This is a genomic window from Microbacterium sp. 22303 (genome assembly GCF_052045265.1).
Lineage (GTDB): Bacteria > Actinomycetota > Actinomycetes > Actinomycetales > Microbacteriaceae > Microbacterium.
The window spans coordinates 267,381-283,129 of the sequence record NZ_JBQEOQ010000004.1; the positions used below are offsets into that span (position 1 = coordinate 267,381).

At 69.2% G+C, this 15,749-nt stretch carries 14 protein-coding genes; 2 read left to right on the forward strand and 12 right to left on the reverse strand.

Translation table 11 applies throughout. The features are described 5' to 3' along the window. Positions 1–4: 4 nt before the first annotated feature. The 6 genes from ACTJI8_RS13290 to ACTJI8_RS13315 all read right to left on the reverse strand — a co-directional run bounded on the left by ACTJI8_RS13290 (position 5) and on the right by ACTJI8_RS13315 (position 7,687). Complete coding sequence (locus ACTJI8_RS13290) at positions 5–628, reverse strand: SipW-dependent-type signal peptide-containing protein (protein WP_440733907.1); 624 nt, start codon at positions 626–628, stop codon at positions 5–7. A 162-nt stretch (positions 629–790) separates the two neighbouring features. After that, positions 791–1,933 carry an SseB family protein gene (locus tag ACTJI8_RS13295; RefSeq protein ID WP_440733908.1) on the reverse strand — a complete coding sequence of 381 codons (1,143 nt, stop codon included), beginning with the start codon at positions 1,931–1,933 and terminating at the stop codon, positions 791–793. Between the two features lie 66 nt (positions 1,934–1,999). Beyond that, a complete protein-coding gene (locus ACTJI8_RS13300; RefSeq protein WP_440733909.1) occupies positions 2,000–4,495 on the reverse strand; it encodes an ATP-dependent helicase in 2,496 nt (831 codons plus the stop codon). A gap of 77 nt (positions 4,496–4,572) precedes the next feature. After that, positions 4,573–5,598 (reverse strand): ABC transporter permease, encoded by a 1,026-nt coding sequence (locus ACTJI8_RS13305; protein WP_440733910.1) that lies wholly within the window; start codon positions 5,596–5,598, stop codon positions 4,573–4,575. Further along, entirely contained in the window at positions 5,595–6,584 is a 990-nt protein-coding gene (locus ACTJI8_RS13310) for an ABC transporter ATP-binding protein (protein ID WP_440733911.1), read from the reverse strand. Before ACTJI8_RS13310 ends, ACTJI8_RS13305 begins: the two co-directional genes overlap by 4 nt. A gap of 101 nt (positions 6,585–6,685) precedes the next feature. Continuing rightward, positions 6,686–7,687 (reverse strand): glycerophosphodiester phosphodiesterase family protein, encoded by a 1,002-nt coding sequence (locus ACTJI8_RS13315; RefSeq protein WP_440733912.1) that lies wholly within the window; start codon positions 7,685–7,687, stop codon positions 6,686–6,688. A gap of 87 nt (positions 7,688–7,774) precedes the next feature. Between ACTJI8_RS13315 and ACTJI8_RS13320 the strand changes: the two genes are divergently transcribed. Next, positions 7,775–8,734: a Bax inhibitor-1/YccA family protein gene (locus ACTJI8_RS13320; protein ID WP_440733913.1), complete on the forward strand. Its 960-nt coding sequence runs from the start codon at positions 7,775–7,777 to the stop codon at positions 8,732–8,734. Between the two features lie 54 nt (positions 8,735–8,788). Here the strand turns inward: ACTJI8_RS13320 and ACTJI8_RS13325 are convergent, their stop codons facing one another. Both ACTJI8_RS13325 and ACTJI8_RS13330 read right to left on the reverse strand, forming a co-directional pair. Beyond that, positions 8,789–10,063 carry an RNA polymerase sigma factor gene (locus ACTJI8_RS13325; RefSeq protein WP_440733914.1) on the reverse strand — a complete coding sequence of 425 codons (1,275 nt, stop codon included), beginning with the start codon at positions 10,061–10,063 and terminating at the stop codon, positions 8,789–8,791. Between the two features lie 5 nt (positions 10,064–10,068). Beyond that, positions 10,069–10,494, reverse strand: coding sequence for a YciI family protein (locus tag ACTJI8_RS13330; protein WP_440733915.1), 426 nt, complete (start codon positions 10,492–10,494; stop codon positions 10,069–10,071). Between the two features lie 117 nt (positions 10,495–10,611). Here ACTJI8_RS13330 and ACTJI8_RS13335 point away from each other — a divergent pair, with 117 nt between their 5' ends. Next, on the forward strand, positions 10,612–11,286 hold the full coding sequence (locus ACTJI8_RS13335) for a DNA alkylation repair protein (RefSeq protein ID WP_440733916.1): 675 nt from the start codon (positions 10,612–10,614) through the stop codon (positions 11,284–11,286). A 197-nt stretch (positions 11,287–11,483) separates the two neighbouring features. On the opposite strand, the gene guaA is transcribed toward ACTJI8_RS13335, so the two are convergent. From guaA to ACTJI8_RS13355, 4 genes are all read right to left on the reverse strand, one after another. Then, complete coding sequence (gene guaA / locus ACTJI8_RS13340) at positions 11,484–13,061, reverse strand: glutamine-hydrolyzing GMP synthase (protein WP_440734093.1); 1,578 nt, start codon at positions 13,059–13,061, stop codon at positions 11,484–11,486. 5 nt (positions 13,062–13,066) lie between these two features. Then, entirely contained in the window at positions 13,067–13,555 is a 489-nt protein-coding gene (locus ACTJI8_RS13345; protein ID WP_440733917.1) for a DUF3817 domain-containing protein, read from the reverse strand. Between the two features lie 107 nt (positions 13,556–13,662). Further along, positions 13,663–14,856: a glycoside hydrolase family 1 protein gene (locus ACTJI8_RS13350; RefSeq protein WP_440733918.1), complete on the reverse strand. Its 1,194-nt coding sequence runs from the start codon at positions 14,854–14,856 to the stop codon at positions 13,663–13,665. A gap of 40 nt (positions 14,857–14,896) precedes the next feature. After that, on the reverse strand, positions 14,897–15,748 hold the full coding sequence (locus ACTJI8_RS13355) for a carbohydrate ABC transporter permease (RefSeq protein ID WP_440733919.1): 852 nt from the start codon (positions 15,746–15,748) through the stop codon (positions 14,897–14,899). Position 15,749 lies beyond the last annotated feature (1 nt).

Consider the following 15,749-nt stretch of genomic DNA (forward strand, 5'->3'; position numbering starts at 1 on the left):
GCGCTCAGTTCGAGGTCGCGGTGAACTTCCAGACCGCTGTTCCGGCGCCACCCTGCTGCAGCACCGCCTGGGTTCCGGCGGTCGCGACGAAGCACAGCTTCTGCGCGGCGCCGGCCGTCGTCGGCGGAGTGCCCTTGGCGAGCGGGAACGTGGTCGCGCCGGTGGCGGTGCTGAGGTTCGCTCCGGACAGGATGAGCGTGCCCGTGGTGGCCACGTTCACGTCGCACGCGGTCGCACTGGGGACCGAGTAGACCTTGTACGAGATGGCCGATGCGTTGGTTCCCGTGCCGGACGTGGCATCGAGAGCCGGTGTGACCGTCGCGGGGCTCGTCGTGTTCTTGTCGAGCTGCAGCCAGTACGACGCGTACACGCTGTCGCCGGGCGTCATGTTGCCGAAGTTCGCGGAGAAGGTGAGGCCTGCTCCCGGTGCCGTGGCGTGGTCGGCATAGGTGGTGCCGTCGGTCGACCCCTGCAGATTGAAGGAGCCGGCGGTGAAGGTGCCGGTCGCGAACTCGGAGTCGTTCCAGGCCGCGAGCGTGATCGCCGCGCCGACGCCGAGGACGAGGCCACCGGCGAGCACAGCGAGGACCTTCCGGCGGTTGCGGGTGGTGGGTGTCACGGTGTCCATGAGAATCCTTTGCGTCGTATGGGACCTGATGTCTCCCATACTGGATTCCGGAATACCGGTTGACAAGACCACTGAACAGGTCTTCAGGCTTCCTTTGCACAACCTTGAGGAGAGACCTTGAGGAGGCCCGCAACGAGGCCAGGACGCGCTCTGCGTCGGCCGCTACTCCGCCGGCGCGAGGGCGATCACGGGTCCCAGCGCGTCCCTGCTCACCGCGATCGCGGGACCCGCCGCGTCGACCAGCACACCGCTCATCTCGGGCTGCTGCACGAGCACGGCGCCGATCTGCTCGGCCGTGAACGGCAGCGGCTGATCGCCACGGCCGAGCGCGATGACCTCGAGCGGGTGGCTGAACAGCTGCAGGTAACGTGCGCCGTCAGCGGTGTGCGCCTCCGCCACCCCGTACTGCCCGTCGCCGTCCACATCGCTGACCGCCACCCAGAGCCGGGCGGTGGTGAGCGCCTCGGCCACGCGAGCCTCGGAGTCCGCCTCGCGGGGCGCCGCGAGCAGGGCCTTGACCGCGAAGGTGGGATCCGCCTCCTCCAGCGCCTTCTGCAGGATCTCCGAGGGGAACACCACGCGGTGCGGCTCGGAGGCGTTGTCGATGATGAGGCCGGCGAACGGTCCGTCGACGACGTTCTGATAGACCGCCTGCACGGGCTGCACGACGGCCGAGGTCTCTGTCGGGTCCTCGTCGCCCTGCTGCACGGAGTCGCGTACGGCCGCGGCCGAGCTGAACGCGAGCATGAAGGAGTTCTCGCCGTCGTTGACGACCGCGATGGCCAGCGGCTTGCCCTCCTTGATCTGCTCGCCGGCGTCTCCGCTCACGCGCAGGAACAGGTTGCCCTGCAGCGACTGGCGCAGCACGCCGAGCAGTTCGGCCTGACTCGCATCCTCCCCGAGCATCGCGAGGGCCTCGCGCAGCAGCACGTTGTCGGGCATGCCTGGGATCGACTCGGTCGGCTCGGGAGGGTCAGCCGGGGCGAGCGGAAGCGGTGGACGCCCCGACGGCGCCTGCGCCTGCGCCTGCACGATCGGCGTCTCGTCGCCCACGGGGTCGATCAGGTCGTGGCCGGCCTCGGGGGTCTCGGCGGGAGGGGCGACCGCCGGGCCGGAGGGCGAGCCCAGTCCGCGGAAGGCCTGCACGGAGACGTTCACGACCGGGGCGGTGGCGTCGGTCGACGGCTCGGCCCCGACCTCTTCCGCGCTCGGCGAGTCGTGCTGAGCGACATCCTCTGCAGCGGCGGGAGCGGACTCCGGCGTGACGTCGTCGTCCTGCTTCTTACGGCGCGAGAAAAGGCCCATTGCCCCAGCCTAAACCGGGAGCACTCACGGTCGAACCCGACGCTGCGCGGAGCGGGCCTGAGCGGGTCAGATCTTCTCGATCGGCGCGATCTTGACGAGCAGTTTCTTCTGGCCCGCGGCGTCGAAGCGCACGTGCGCGATCCGCTTCGCCCCCTCACCGGTGATCGCCTCGACCTTGCCCTCGCCGAAGTCGTCGTGGCGGATGCGATCTCCCGCGGCGAGGTCGAGGTCGCCGTTGTCGCGCACCTTCGCTGTGACCCGGTTCGGGAACTTGTCCATCGCGGTCGACAGCGGCTTGAGCCCGTCCCGCTTCGGCAGCGCCCGCGGAGCGAACCGGTCGCCGGAGCCGGATCCACCGCCGAATCCGCCCGACCCGGATCCGCCCGGACGTCGGGCGTTCAGCGCGCGGGACTGCATCCCGCCGCGCGAGTTCACATCTCCCGGGGACTGCCGCCAGTCGATGAGCTCCGAGGGGATCTCCTGCAAGAACCGGCTCGGCATCGCCACCGACACCTCGCCGAACTGGGCGCGGGTCATCGCGAGCGACAGGTGCAGGCGCTTGCGGGCGCGGGTGATGCCGACGTAGAAGAGGCGGCGCTCCTCCTGCGGACCGCCAGGCTCGTTCGCGGAGATCCGGTGCGGGATGAGGTCCTCCTCCACGCCCGTCACGAACACCGCGTCGAACTCGAGCCCCTTCGCGGTGTGCATCGTCATGAGCGAGACCACGCCCGACTCGTCCTCGAGGTCGTCGGCATCGGAGACGAGGGCGACCTCGGTGAGGAAGTCGGCGATCGTGCCCTCGGGGTTGTTGCGCGCGAAGTCGCGGGTCACCGCGATGAGCTCGTCCAGGTTCTCCAGACGCGCCTCGTCCTGCGGATCGCGGCTCGCGCGCAGCGCATCCATGTAGCCGCTCTGCTGCAGCAGCAGCGTCAGCCCTTCCGCGACTGCTGTGGGCGGCGCCACCTCACCGGAGGCGGGGAGCATGATCTCCGTCGCCTCGCGCAGCACGGCGTCGAGCTGGGCGATGCCCGCCTGGATCTTCGGGCCCACACCGAGCTGGGTCGGGTGGGCGAGCGCGTCGCGGAAGCTCAGGCCGTGCTCCTCGGCGAAACGGGCGATCGAGGTCTCGGTGACGTCGCCGATGCCGCGGCGCGGCTTGTTCAGGATCCGGCGCACCGCCATCTCGTCGGCCGGGTTCGCGACGGCCACGAGATAGGCGAGGGCGTCCTTGATCTCGGCACGCTCGTAGAACTTCGTGCCGCCCATGATCTTGTACGGCACGGCGGAGCGGATGAAGATCTCCTCCAGCGCCCGGGACTGCGAGTTGGTGCGGTAGAAGACCGCCATCTCGCCGTACGGCATGCCGGCACGGCGCAGGGCCTCGACCTCATCCGCGACGAACTGCGCTTCGTCGTGCTGCGAGTAGCCGGTGAAACCGACGATCGCGTCGCCGGATCCCTTGTCGCTCCAGAGCTTCTTGTCCTTGCGGTCGAAGTTGTTGCTGATCACGGCGTTGGCCGCCGACAGGATGTTCTGCGTGGAGCGGTAGTTCTGCTCCAGCAGCACGACCTTCGCGCCGGGGAAGTCGCGCTCGAACTCGCTGATGTTGCGGATGTCGGCGCCACGGAAGGCGTAGATCGACTGATCGGAGTCTCCGACGACGGTGAGCGACGCACCGGGCTCCCCACCGCCCGCCTGGTGCGGATCCGGCTCGAAGATCATCATGCCGTTGGAGGCATACGGCTCCGGCGCGTTGCCCTGGACGGGCCGGGTGAGTTCGTGGATCAGCGCATACTGGGCGGCGTTGGTGTCCTGGTACTCGTCGACGAGGATGTGCCGGAAGCGGCGCCGGTAGGTGTCGGCGACCTGCGGGAAGGCGCGGAACAGATACACGGTCTGTCCGATCAGGTCGTCGAAGTCGAAGGCGTTGGCCTTCTGCAGCTGGCGCTGATAATCGGCGAACACCTCGACGAAGACGCGCTCCGCCGGATCCGACATGTTCGCCTGCCGGGCGTAGGACTCCGCGTCCTGCAGCTCGTTCTTGAGCTTGGAGATCCGGGACTGCATCGCCGCGGGGGTGAAGCCGAACGCGTCGGCCTCGTGCTCCTTGACGAGCCGCTTGATCAGCGCACGCGAGTCTCCGGAGTCGTAGATCGTGAAGGACTTCGTGAAGCCGAACTGCTCCGCTTCACGGCGCAGGATGCGCACGCACGCCGAGTGGAACGTCGAGATCCACATTCCGCGCGCGGAATCCCCGACGAGCTGCTCCACGCGCTCGCGCATCTCGCCCGCGGCCTTGTTCGTGAAGGTGATCGCGAGGATCTGGCTGGGCCAGGCCTCGCGCTGGCGCAGCAGCAGGGCGATGCGACGGGTGAGCACGCTGGTCTTTCCCGACCCCGCGCCGGCGACGATGAGCAGCGCCTGACCCCGGTAGGTGACGGCGTCGAGCTGCTGCGGGTTGAGCCCCGCGAGCAGGTCGTCGGCCGCGCTGGAGGCCGCTCCGCGTACCCCTCCGAACGAGGATCCGGGCGGAATGATGACGGGGGAAGGGGCTTCGCTCATGACCTCACAAGTCTAGGTCCGACCGGCGACATCGATCCCGGCCGAGCGCGGCGCCCCTTCCCTCGAAGAGGCGCTGCTCAGGCGATCCGGATTCCGGGCGGCAGCCGCCGCGCCGGGGTGCGCGTGCGCGCCCACGCTCCCGCGAAGAGGCCCGCGGCGATCACGATCTGGATCCCGAGCCCGACGAACCAGCTCGGCGTGGTGGATTCGATGATCTCCTCGGCCGTCGGGCGCCCACCGTCGGGGCTCGCCAGGCACGGGTCGTAGGTGTTCAGCGTCTGCGGAGGAAGCTGCGCGGAGCGCACCGAGAGCTTGATCCCGCCGAACATGTCATTCGGTGAGCCATATGCCGAATAGGTCGTCGGCGTGGCGTCGGCGAGCACGACGAACGGATTCGCCGCGAGGAATCCCCACACATAGTCGAAGCGCGGCTGCTGTACGGTCTGCGTCTCCCAGCGGTCGCAGTCCGGCCCGTCCTGCGAATCCCAGACACGGGTGCGCACCTCGACATCCGTGCGGATCACGGATCCTGCCAGGCCGAAGGCGAGCAGGGTGCCGACGCACAGCGCGGCCACCACGAGATACGTGTTCGCGACGGAGAACAGCGGCCGTGCGACCAGCCCGCTCCAGCCGACGCCGATCGCCGCCACGATCACGATCTCCGCGGCGAGCACGAGCAGCGACACCAGCAGCACGTCGGGGCGCACGGCCCCCACGAGCATCGAGACCACGAGGAACGGCACGGCCACGACGAGGAACGCCGCGCCCGTGATGATCGCCGCCAGGAGCTTGCCCAGCATGATGTCGCCGGTGCTGGCGAGAGTGATCTGCAGGCTCGCCAGCGTCGCCGCTTCGCGATCCCCGTTGATCGACGATCCGCTCAGCGTCGGCGAGATCAGCATCACGAGCAGCAGCACCAGCATGACGATCACGGAGTAGGCGCCGGATCCGACGGTCGGAGTGAAGGAGAACGCCATGAGCGCGAGCACCGTGACGATGAGCAGGACGAGCGCGAACACGCCGAGCAGGATGTACCAGCCGGGGCTGCGCAGCCGCTGCGTGAGCTCGAGGCGGGCGATGGTCCAGACGCGCGATGCGTTCATCGGGCGCTCCCCCCATCGTGGGACGGCTCTCCGAGGGAGAGGAACGCCTGCTCCAGTTCGCTCTGCGCGGGCGCGAACGCACTCACCGCGAGCCCCTGTCCCACCAGACGGGCGAGCCCCGCCGCTGCGTCCCGGTCGTCCGCGAAGACGGCGAGCACGTCGCCTCGATCGATGCCGAGGGACTCGGGAACCACGCCGAGAGCGGCCGCGACGCTCGCGCGAGGATCCGAGCAGGCCGTCGTCGCGCTCCCCCCTTCCGTCGTCGCGCTCCCCCCTTCGGGAGAGTCGGGGATCCGGTCGGACAGGATGCGGATCCGCCACGCCCGCGCCTGCACCACAGGCGCATCCACGACCGTTCCTGCGACGAGGAACACCGTGTCGTCGACGACCTCCTCGAGCTCAGAAAGCACGTGGCTGGAGATGAGGACGGTGCGACCTTCCGCGGCGAGCCGGCGCAGCAGCACCCGCAACTGCACGCGCGCTTCCGGGTCGAGGCCCGAGGCCGGCTCGTCGAGCAGCAGCACCTGCGGATCGTGCACCAGAGCGCGCGCGAGACCGAGCTTCTGCTTCTGCCCGCGGGAGAGCACCTTGGCCGGGGTCGCCGCGAGCGGATCCAGTCCCACGAGGCCCAGCAGCTCCGCCGCCCGGCGCTGCGCGTCCGCACGGGGAAGGCCGTGCAGGCGCGCGGTGGTCACGATGCTCTCGTGCACGGTCAACGAGGGCCAGGCGCCCAGCGCGTCGGGCATCCAGCCCAGCACCTGACGCGCCGCGGTCGGATCCACGATCGGATCGACCCCGCCGACTCGGATGCGGCCGCGATCCGGCGCGAGCAGCGACGCGAGCATCAGCAGCAACGTCGTCTTCCCGGCTCCGTTGGGACCCACGAGCCCCGTGACTCTGCCCGACTCTGCCCGGAACGTCGCCTCGCGCACCGCGTGCACGCCCCCGAACGACCGGCCGATCCCCTCCGCGACGATTCCGTCCATCCGGTCAGCATAGGAGACTCCCAGGAAAGTGACCGGTTGCGCGAATTGCTCTGTTCCTACGCGCCCCGCTCACGGGATCTGCGCCCGGGAATGCCCTTCGCTCACTCCCGGAACGCGGCCAGGCCGATGTCCGGGTGGTCCACGAAAACGCCGTCGACGCCGGTCGCGGCGATCGCCGCCCACTCCGCGCGGTAGTCCCCGAATGCGGCCTTGCCGCCGCCTGCACGGTAGCGCCGGTCGAGGAAGGCGTTCTCGGGGCGGCAAGTCCAGGTGAACGCCACGAGTCCGCGCGCATGCGCCTCCGCGACGAGCTCGCACCCCGTGCTGCGCAGCAGGATCAGCTTGTCCACGCTGATGCCGTCGACGACCTCGGCCAGGCCGTCCAACCCGGTCGGGGTGAGGCATTCCGCGTAGGCCGACGCGACCGCGCCGTCCCGCGCGACGAGGTCGGCGGGGGCTCCCTCGGCCTCCAGAAGATAGACGTACGTCCCCTGCACGCCGCGCCCGCGCAGGTCACCGAGCACGGTCTGCTCGAACGACTCGATCCACAGCGGATGCTCGCCCGACCCCCAGCCCGCGGCCCGCAGGTCGCGCTCGACCAGCGCTGCCAGGTCGTGCCCGACCCCGGCGAAGAACGTGGCGTGCTTGATCTCCAGCACGATGCCGAGCTCCCGCCCGTGCTCGGCCGAGGCCTCCGCGACGAGCGCCAGCAGATCCGACAGCCGCAGGATCGGCTCGGTGTCATCGAAGCCCGCGGACGTGGGTCGCAGCGCGGGGATCCGCTCCCGGCAGCGCAGAGTGGCCAGCTCGTCCCAGGTGAAGTCCTCGGTGAACCAGCCCGTGAGCAGCACGCCGTCGACGCGCTTCGTGGTGCGCCGATCCGCGAACTCGGGATGATCCGCGACGTCGGTGGTGCCGGAGATCTCGTTCTCGTGCCGGATCACCAGCACGCCGTCGCCCGTGGCGACGACATCGGGCTCGACCGCATCCGCGCCCATCGCGAACGCCAGGCGGTAGGAGGAGGCGGTGTGCTCGGGCCGATAGCCGGGGGCACCGCGATGGCCGATGAGCAGGGGGACGTCGAGCGGGATCCGTCGGGTCACGCTCTCAGCGTACGGCAGTGCCTCTCGTAGGATCCGCCGCTATCGTAGAGGGAAGATGACCACCACTTCTGAGGAGTGAGGCCGACCATGAGCAACTTCGTGTTCAACAACCCGGCGTTCAAGGAGAAGGATCCGCGCTCTGTCGCGACCTATCCGGGAGGCCCCCAGGCAGGTGCCCAGAACGGGCAGTACGCCCCGCCGCCGCCCGCCGGCCAGTTCGCCGCGGCCCAGCAGGCCGCCGTCAACGCGAACCTGGAGGGGATGTACACGGCTCCGTCCGCGGGCGCGATCGAGACCGATCGGATGACCGTCGAGGACACCGTGTGGAAGACCGCGGGCCTGTTCGGCATCCTGCTCGTCTTCGCAGTGATCGGCTGGTTCTTCACCCTCGGCGGCGCCGCGGTGCCCGACACCACCGACCCGTACGTGCGCGCCGCTGCGATGAGCAAGATCGCCCTGTGGCCGTGGCTCGTCGGCGCGCTCGGCGGCTTCGTGCTCGCGATGGTCGTCAGCTTCACCTCGCGCAAGAAGGTGCGCCCCGCACTGATCTTCGCGTACGCGGCGTTCGAGGGCCTGTTCGTCGGCGGCATCTCCGCGTTCTTCGAGGTGATGTGGCCCGGCATCGTGCTGCAGGCCAGCCTCGCCACCATCGCCGTCGTCGCCGTCACCCTGGCCCTGTTCGCCAGCGGCAAGGTGCGCGCCTCGGCGAAGATGACCAAGATCGTGATGATCGCGATGCTCGGCTACCTGGTCTTCTCGCTGCTCAACGTCGGGCTCATGCTCTTCAACGTGCTGCCGCAGGACATGATGTTCGGCCTCTACAGCGCCAAGATCGCCGGCATTCCGCTCGGCCTCATCATCGGCGTGCTCGTCGTGTTCCTCGCCGCGTACTCGCTGGTGATGGACTTCGACCAGATCCAGCAGGGTGTGCGCAACGGCGCCCCGCGCGTCTACGGCTGGCTCGGCGGCTTCGGCATCATGGTCACCGTCGTCTGGCTGTACGTCGAGATCCTGCGCATGATCGCGATCGCCCGCGGCAACAACTGACGCGGACCGGATCCGCACGAGGGCCGCTCTCCTCGGAGGGCGGCCTTCGTCGTTTCAGCCGCGCGCCTTCTGCTCGAGCAGCGCGCGCTCCCGGTCGTTGCCCGCGAGCGCGGCGGCCACCGCGAACTCCGACCGTGCCTCGTCCGCGCGCCCGAGCCGCAGCAGCAGTTCGCCGCGGGTGGCGGGCAGCAGATGGTAGCCGCGCAGTGCGCCGCCTTCGGCGAGGGCGTCGATGATGCGCAGCGCCGAGGCGGGGCCCGTGGCCATCGCGACGGCGGCGGCCCGGTTGAGCTCCACGACCGGCGACGGCGCGATCCGTCCGAGCGCCTCGTACAGCAGCACGATGGTGGGCCAGTCGGTCGCCTCGACCGATGGAGCCACCGCATGGCATTCCGCGATGGCGGCCTGCAGCGCGTAGGCGCCCCGGCCCCGGCCGAACGCGTCCGCGCGGGCCAGCGCCGCGCGTCCACGCGCGATCCTGCCGCGATCCCACAGGCGACGATCCTGATCCGCGAGGAGGACCGGATCCCCCTGCGCGTCGACCCGGGCCGGGAACCGGGCCGCGGTGAGCTCCATGAGCGCGAGCAGCGCATGCACGTCGGGCTCGGCCGGCAGCAGGGCGGTGAGCACCCGCGCGAGCCGGATCGCCTCGCGCCCCAGGTCGGGACGCAGCAGATCCTCCCCCGCCGTCGCCGCGTGCGCCTCGTTGAACACGAGATACAGGACGCCCAGCACGGCGCTGAGCCGCTCCGGCAGCTCCTGCCGCGGAGGCACCTCGAACGGAGCCTTCGCGGCGGCGAGGGTCTTCTTGGCGCGCACGATCCGCTGCTGCACTGTGGCGGTCGGCACGAGGAACGCCCGTGCGATCTGCTCGGTGGTGAGGCCGCCGACAACCCGCAGCGTGAGCGCCACGCGTGCTTCGCGCGACAGCACAGGATGGCAGGCGATGAAGACCAGGCGCAGCACGTCGTCGTCGATCGCGTCCGGATCCCACGGTGGTGCGTCGAGCGCGGCATCCTGCTCGCGTTCCAGATCGTGCGCGATGACGGCGAGGCGGTCATCGTAGCGCTCGCGGCGCCGCCAGCCGTCGATCGCGCGGCGCTTGGCGACCGCGGTCAGCCAGGCGGCGGGGTTCGCGGGCACACCGTCACGGGGCCACTGCGCGAGCGCCTCCAGAAGCGCGTCCTGGGCGAGGTCCTCGGCGAGGCCGAAGTCGCCGGTGAACCGGGTCAAGGTCGCGACGATCCGCGCCGACTCGATGCGCCATACCGCGGCGACGGCGCGCTCCGTCGAGGAGCCCGCCGTCGCCACGGAATCGGATGCTGACATCGTCCTCACTCGGCCGCGCGGGCGGCCGCCTCCTCGCGCCAGTCGGCCTCCTTCTGGATCCACTCGTTGTCGGCCGGGAAGTCCTCCATCTCGGTGACGCGGCGCACCTCGAGGTAGGCGCCCGGGGTGAGCGGAGCGCGCTTGGCCCATTCCGCAGCCTCCTCGCGGGTGGACACCTCGATGATCCAGAAGCCGTTGAACAGCTCCTTCGTCTCGCCGTAGGGGCCGTCCGTCACCAGCGGCGTCTCGCCCGAGAAGTCCACTACGAAGCCCTCGGCGGCGTCGGTGAGGCCCTCGCCGGCGAGCAGCACGCCCGCCTTGATCATCGACTCGTTGTACCGGCCCATCGCCGCGATGACCTCTTCGAACGGCATGTCCTGGTACGCCCGCACACCCTGGTCGTCTGCGCGCATGATCAGCATGAACTTCATGATCTCTGTCTCCTCTTCGGGGGTCGTGTCTCGACCCTCTCATTCAGGACGTCGAACGAGAAGACGCCGGATCGACAGTCCGTCGAAGATTCTCCGAAAGATTTCTACACTGCTGATGTGACATCCCCTTCGCCGCTCGCCGACGCCATCCGGGAGGTTCTCCGCGACGCAGCGGATCCTGCCCTCGCCCCCGGTCAGCAGGCCTACATGAAGTCGGCGATGCCATTCCTCGGGGTGCGGGTGCCCGATGTCCGCCGCCTCAGCCGGGAGGCCGCGCGCGGGGTCACGGATGCGGACGAGCTGCGCGAAGCGGCGCTCGACCTGTGGCGCGGAGCCGAGCACCGCGAGGAGCGCTACGCGGCGCAGGCGCTGATCGCGCTGCGGCCGTTGCGCGGGCGGCTGGATCTGCTGGACGTGCACGAGGAGATGATCCGCAGCGGCGCCTGGTGGGACCACGTCGACGAGGTCGCGCACCGCCTCGCCGACCTGTTGGACACGCATCCGGCCGAACTGGCCGTGGAACTGCGCGTGTGGGCGGATGACGAGGACTTCTGGATCCGCCGCGCCGCGATCATCGCGCAGCTGCAGCGCAAGGACCGCGTCGATCACGCCCTGCTCTCGGACGTGATCGAGGCCAACCTCGGCGAGGACGAGTTCTTCATCCGCAAGGCGATCGGCTGGGCACTGCGCGATCACGCCAGAGCGGATCCGGACTGGGTCCGCACGTTCGTTGACGCGCACCCCGACCTCTCCCCGCTGAGCCGGCGCGAGGCGCTGAAGCACCTGGGCTGACCTGCCAAGGCCGCAACTACTTCGCTCGCTGGTCGCAAACGGCGACACTGGCGCGCTCAAACCCGCAATATGCGACCGGTGAACGGAACAACGGCCCGATCAGGAGCAGAAGGACCGGCGAGCGGAGGTGCGAAGACGCCGAGACGCGGAGAGGGCACGGACCGAAGACCGCACCCTCTCGACGTTTCAACGGGAGTTCACTCCCACTCGATGGTCGCCGGCGGCTTCGAGGTCACGTCGAGCACGACGCGGTTGATCTCGCGCACCTCGTTCGTGATGCGGTTCGAGATCTTCGCGAGCACGTCGTACGGCAGGCGGGTCCAGTCGGCGGTCATCGCGTCCTCGCTGGAGACCGGGCGCAGCACCACCGGGTGGCCGTAGGTGCGGCCGTCGCCCTGCACGCCCACCGAGCGCACGTCGGCGAGCAGCACGACCGGGCACTGCCAGATGGTCTGGTCCAGGCCGGCGAGCGTGAGCTCCTCGCGGGCGATCGCGTCGGCTTCGCGCAGGATGTCCAGGCGCTCGCGGGTGACCTCGCCGATGATCCGGATCCCGAGGCCGGGGCCGGGGAACGGCTGGCGGCCGACGATCGCCTCGGGGATCCCGAGCTCGCGGCCTATCGCGCGCACCTCGTCCTTGAACAGGGTGCGCAGCGGCTCGATCAGGTCGAAGTCGAGGTCGTCGGGGAGGCCTCCGACGTTGTGGTGCGACTTGATGTTCGCAGTGCCCGCGCCGCCGCCGGACTCGACGACGTCGGGGTACAGCGTGCCCTGCACCAGGAACTTGACCTTCTCGCCCGACGCCTTCGCCTCTTCGACGAGGTCGCGCTGCACCTGCTCGAACGCGCGGATGAACTCGCGGCCGATGATCTTGCGCTTGGTCTCGGGATCCGTCACGCCGGCGAGGTGGCCGAGGAACGTGTCGGCCGCGTCGACGGTGATCAGGCGCACGCCTGTCGAGGCGACGTAGTCGCGCTCCACCTGCTCGCGCTCGCCCTTGCGCAGCAGGCCGTGGTCGACGAAGACCGCGGTGAGCTGGTCGCCGATCGCCTTGTGCACGAGCGCGGTCGAAACGGCGGAGTCGACGCCGCCGGACATCGCGGAGATCACCCGGGCGTCGCCGACCTGGGCGCGGATGCGCTCGACCTGCTCGGCGATGACGTTGTCGCTGTTCCAGTCGGCGGGGAGCCCCGCGCCCTTGTGCAGGAAGTTCTCGATGATCTCCTGGCCGTGGTCGGAGTGCTTCACCTCGGGGTGCCACTGCACGCCGTAGAGCTTGCGCTCCTCGTCGGCGAACGCGGCGACCTTGGTGGATCCGGTCGAGGCGAGCACCTCGAAGCCCTCCGGCGCCTTGGCGACCTGGTCGCCGTGGCTCATCCACACGTTCTGCTCCGCGGGCTGGCCGCCCAGCAGGGTGGAGTCGTTGACCGGGATCATCGCGTCAGTCGCGCCGTACTCGCGCAGGCCCGTGTTCGCGACCTCGCCGCCGAGCGTGCGCGCCATGTACTGGAAGCCGTAGCAGATGCCGAGGGTCGGGACGCCGAGTTCGAACACGGCGGGGTCGAGCTGGGGCGCGCCCTCCTCGTACACCGAGGACGGACCGCCGGAGAGGATCAGGGCGACCGGATTCTTGGCCGCGATCTCAGCGGCGGTCGCGGTGTGCGGCACGATCTCGCTGTAGACGCCGGCCTCGCGCACGCGGCGGGCGATCAGCTGCGCGTACTGCGCACCGAAGTCGACGACGAGGGCGGGACGCTGCTCGGTGTCGGGAGTGATGTCGGTCAACGGGCACCTTCCGTGGCGGGAGTGGTCGAGGAGGACTGGTCGGCGTCGGCGGCTTCGCGGCGGACGAGGTACGCCTTCACCTCACGGGCGACGCGGGTCTCCATGATGAAGGAGAGGAACGGCACGACGCCGCCGAGGGCGAGCATGATGAAGCGCAGGAACGGCCAGCGCATCAGGCTCCACACGCGGAAGCATGCGAACAGGTACACGACGTAGAACCAGCCGTGCGCGACCAGGATCCCCATCGAGAGGTTCAGTCCGTTGCCGGTGGACTCCAGCCCTCCGTGCACGCCCTCGACGACCGGGGCGAACCAGAGGAAGCCGCCGGATCCGCCCGCGAAGAGCTCGAGATGGATGGGGGTGTACTTGAGGATCATCTCCGTGACCAGGAGCAGGAGCATGACGCCGGTGATCACGGAAGCGATCTGGTAGAACTTCAGCGCCCCGCGGATGGCCGGGAAGCTCGCGGCTTTCGGTTCGGGCATGCCTCCAGTCTAATCGCCGGATGTTCCTCCCGATTCCGGTCCAGGAGCGGTCGGGCCGGGATCGAGCGCCCGGAGGTGATGCCCGATCCCGGCGAACGACCGAGCGGTCAGGCCCGCGGAATGACGTTGCGCTGAGCGAGCCCGCCCAGCCAGGCCAGGCTCGGCTTCGGGGTGCGGGCGAACGTGTCGCGATCCACGGCGATCAGCCCGAAGGTCGGATGGAACGACCCCCACTCGTAGTTGTCGAGAAGCGACCAGTGCAGGTAGCCCCGGACGTCGCAGCCGTCGGCCATCGCCTCGGCCATCGCCGACAACGCGCCCGTCGTGTACTGGATGCGCCGGCGATCGTCGGCGGTGGCGATACCGTTCTCCGTGACCATCATCGGGACGCCGCCGGTCACGTCGCGGGTGTGCCTCAGCGCATGACCCAGCGCCTCGGGGTAGTACTCCCACCCGGTCAGCGTCCGCTCCGTGCCTTCGGGCCAGGGCTGCGGGCCGAACCCGTCCGCGTCATCGGTGGGCCCGATGATCGTGCGCAAGTAGGACTGCACGCCGATGAAGTCGTCTCCTCGCGCCTGCTCGAGGAAGAAGTCCTCCCGCCAGTACTGCCACTCGTCGCGCTGCGCCTCCCAGCCCGGTACCGCTTGGAACACCTGGTTCGCCACAGACCACCCCGATTGCACCCCGCCGAACTCACGCAGCACCTCGGTCGACGCGTGGTGCGCGGCCGCGATCGCGCGGGCGACGTACGGAGAGGGGCCGGGGAAGTTGACGCCGTTCTCGGTGTCGATACGAGCCTCGGTCTGATTGACCATCATGTTCGGCTCGTTGATCGTGATCACCCGGTCCACGTCGTCGAGGACGCTCGTGCAGATCTCGGTGAACCTGCGGAACCTGTCGGTGCTGCGGTCCGAGTACCAGCCGCCGTCATGCTCCCACCAGCGCGGGAACGTGAAGTGATGCAGCGTCACGACGGGGTCGATGCCGCGATCTCGGCACGTGTCGATCATGCGTCGGTAGTGATCCAGCTGGGCACGCGACACGACCCCCTCCTCGGGTTCGATGCGTGCCCACTCCACCGAGAACCGGTACGCATTGAGTCCGGCTTCCGCCAGCAGCCCGATGTCTTCGGGGAAGCGGTGGTAGGAATCGCAGGCGTCGCCCGACGGCTCCGGGACAGTGGTCCCCGGTGCGTACTCGAGCTCCCAGTGCCCCGTGTTGACGTTGCCTCCCTCGACCTGATGCGCCGCCGTCGCGGCGCCCCACAGGAATCGGTCGGGCGCGGGGGTGAATGCAGTCATACGGTGTGGATCCCTTCGGATGGATTTTGAGAAGGTGCGGTCATTTGATGCCGGTCATCGCGATGCCCTGGACGAAGTGCTTCTGCATCGCGATGAAGAGCACGAGCACCGGGATCACGATGAGGAACGATCCGGCCATCTGCAGTCCGTACTCGGTGCCATGCCCACCGGCATCCGACGAGAACAGCGCCAGTGATACCGGGAGGGTGTACATCGAATCGTCCTGGGAGATGATCAGCGGCCAGAGGAAGCTGTTCCACGACCCCATGAATGTGAAGATCGCGAGCGTCGCCAGCGGCGCCTTGCACAGCGGCAGGACGATCTGGAAGAACGTCCGGAACTCCCCTGCTCCGTCGATCCGGGCGGCATCCAGCAGGGAGTCGGGGATCTCGAGCATGAACTGCCTCATCAGGAAGACGCCGAACGCTCCGACCATGCCGGGGAGGATCAGCCCCCAGTAGGTGTTCACCATGCCCAGATTCGCGATCAGAACGAACTGCGGGATCAGGGTGACGATCCCGGGGACGAACATGGTGGACAGGACCACGACGATGATCACGTTCTTCCCGGGGAAGCTCATCTTCGCCAGCGCCCAGCCGACCATCGATGAGAACAGCAGGGTCGTCGCGACGGTGGCGCCGGCCAGGATCACCGAGTTGACGAACGGTCGGACGATGTCGAACTCGAAGAGCCACGCCGTGAAGTTGTCCAGCGTCGGATGCTCGGGCCACCACGTGACCGGTCGTGCCATGATCTCGGCGTTCGTCTTGAACGCTCCGAGCACCATCCACACGAACGGCAGGATCGTGGCGGCGAGGCCGATCGAGAGGACGATCATCACCAGGAGATTGCCCCAGCGGAGCGGCGGCCGATGCGTGCGCGTAACGGTCATG

What these genes read in the sequence shown, in the direction of transcription:
- ACTJI8_RS13290 (WP_440733907.1), bottom strand. Translation starts at nt 628, where the DNA reads ATGGACACCGTGACACCCACCACCCGCAACCGCCGGAAGGTCCTCGCT.
- ACTJI8_RS13295 (WP_440733908.1), bottom strand. Translation starts at nt 1,933, where the DNA reads ATGGGCCTTTTCTCGCGCCGTAAGAAGCAGGACGACGACGTCACGCCG.
- ACTJI8_RS13300 (WP_440733909.1), bottom strand. Translation starts at nt 4,495, where the DNA reads ATGAGCGAAGCCCCTTCCCCCGTCATCATTCCGCCCGGATCCTCGTTC.
- ACTJI8_RS13305 (WP_440733910.1), bottom strand. Translation starts at nt 5,598, where the DNA reads ATGAACGCATCGCGCGTCTGGACCATCGCCCGCCTCGAGCTCACGCAG.
- ACTJI8_RS13310 (WP_440733911.1), bottom strand. Translation starts at nt 6,584, where the DNA reads ATGGACGGAATCGTCGCGGAGGGGATCGGCCGGTCGTTCGGGGGCGTG.
- ACTJI8_RS13320 (WP_440733913.1), top strand. Translation starts at nt 7,775, where the DNA reads ATGAGCAACTTCGTGTTCAACAACCCGGCGTTCAAGGAGAAGGATCCG.
- ACTJI8_RS13325 (WP_440733914.1), bottom strand. Translation starts at nt 10,063, where the DNA reads ATGTCAGCATCCGATTCCGTGGCGACGGCGGGCTCCTCGACGGAGCGC.
- ACTJI8_RS13330 (WP_440733915.1), bottom strand. Translation starts at nt 10,494, where the DNA reads ATGAAGTTCATGCTGATCATGCGCGCAGACGACCAGGGTGTGCGGGCG.
- ACTJI8_RS13345 (WP_440733917.1), bottom strand. Translation starts at nt 13,555, where the DNA reads ATGCCCGAACCGAAAGCCGCGAGCTTCCCGGCCATCCGCGGGGCGCTG.
- ACTJI8_RS13350 (WP_440733918.1), bottom strand. Translation starts at nt 14,856, where the DNA reads ATGACTGCATTCACCCCCGCGCCCGACCGATTCCTGTGGGGCGCCGCG.
- ACTJI8_RS13355 (WP_440733919.1), bottom strand. Translation starts at nt 15,748, where the DNA reads ATGACCGTTACGCGCACGCATCGGCCGCCGCTCCGCTGGGGCAATCTC.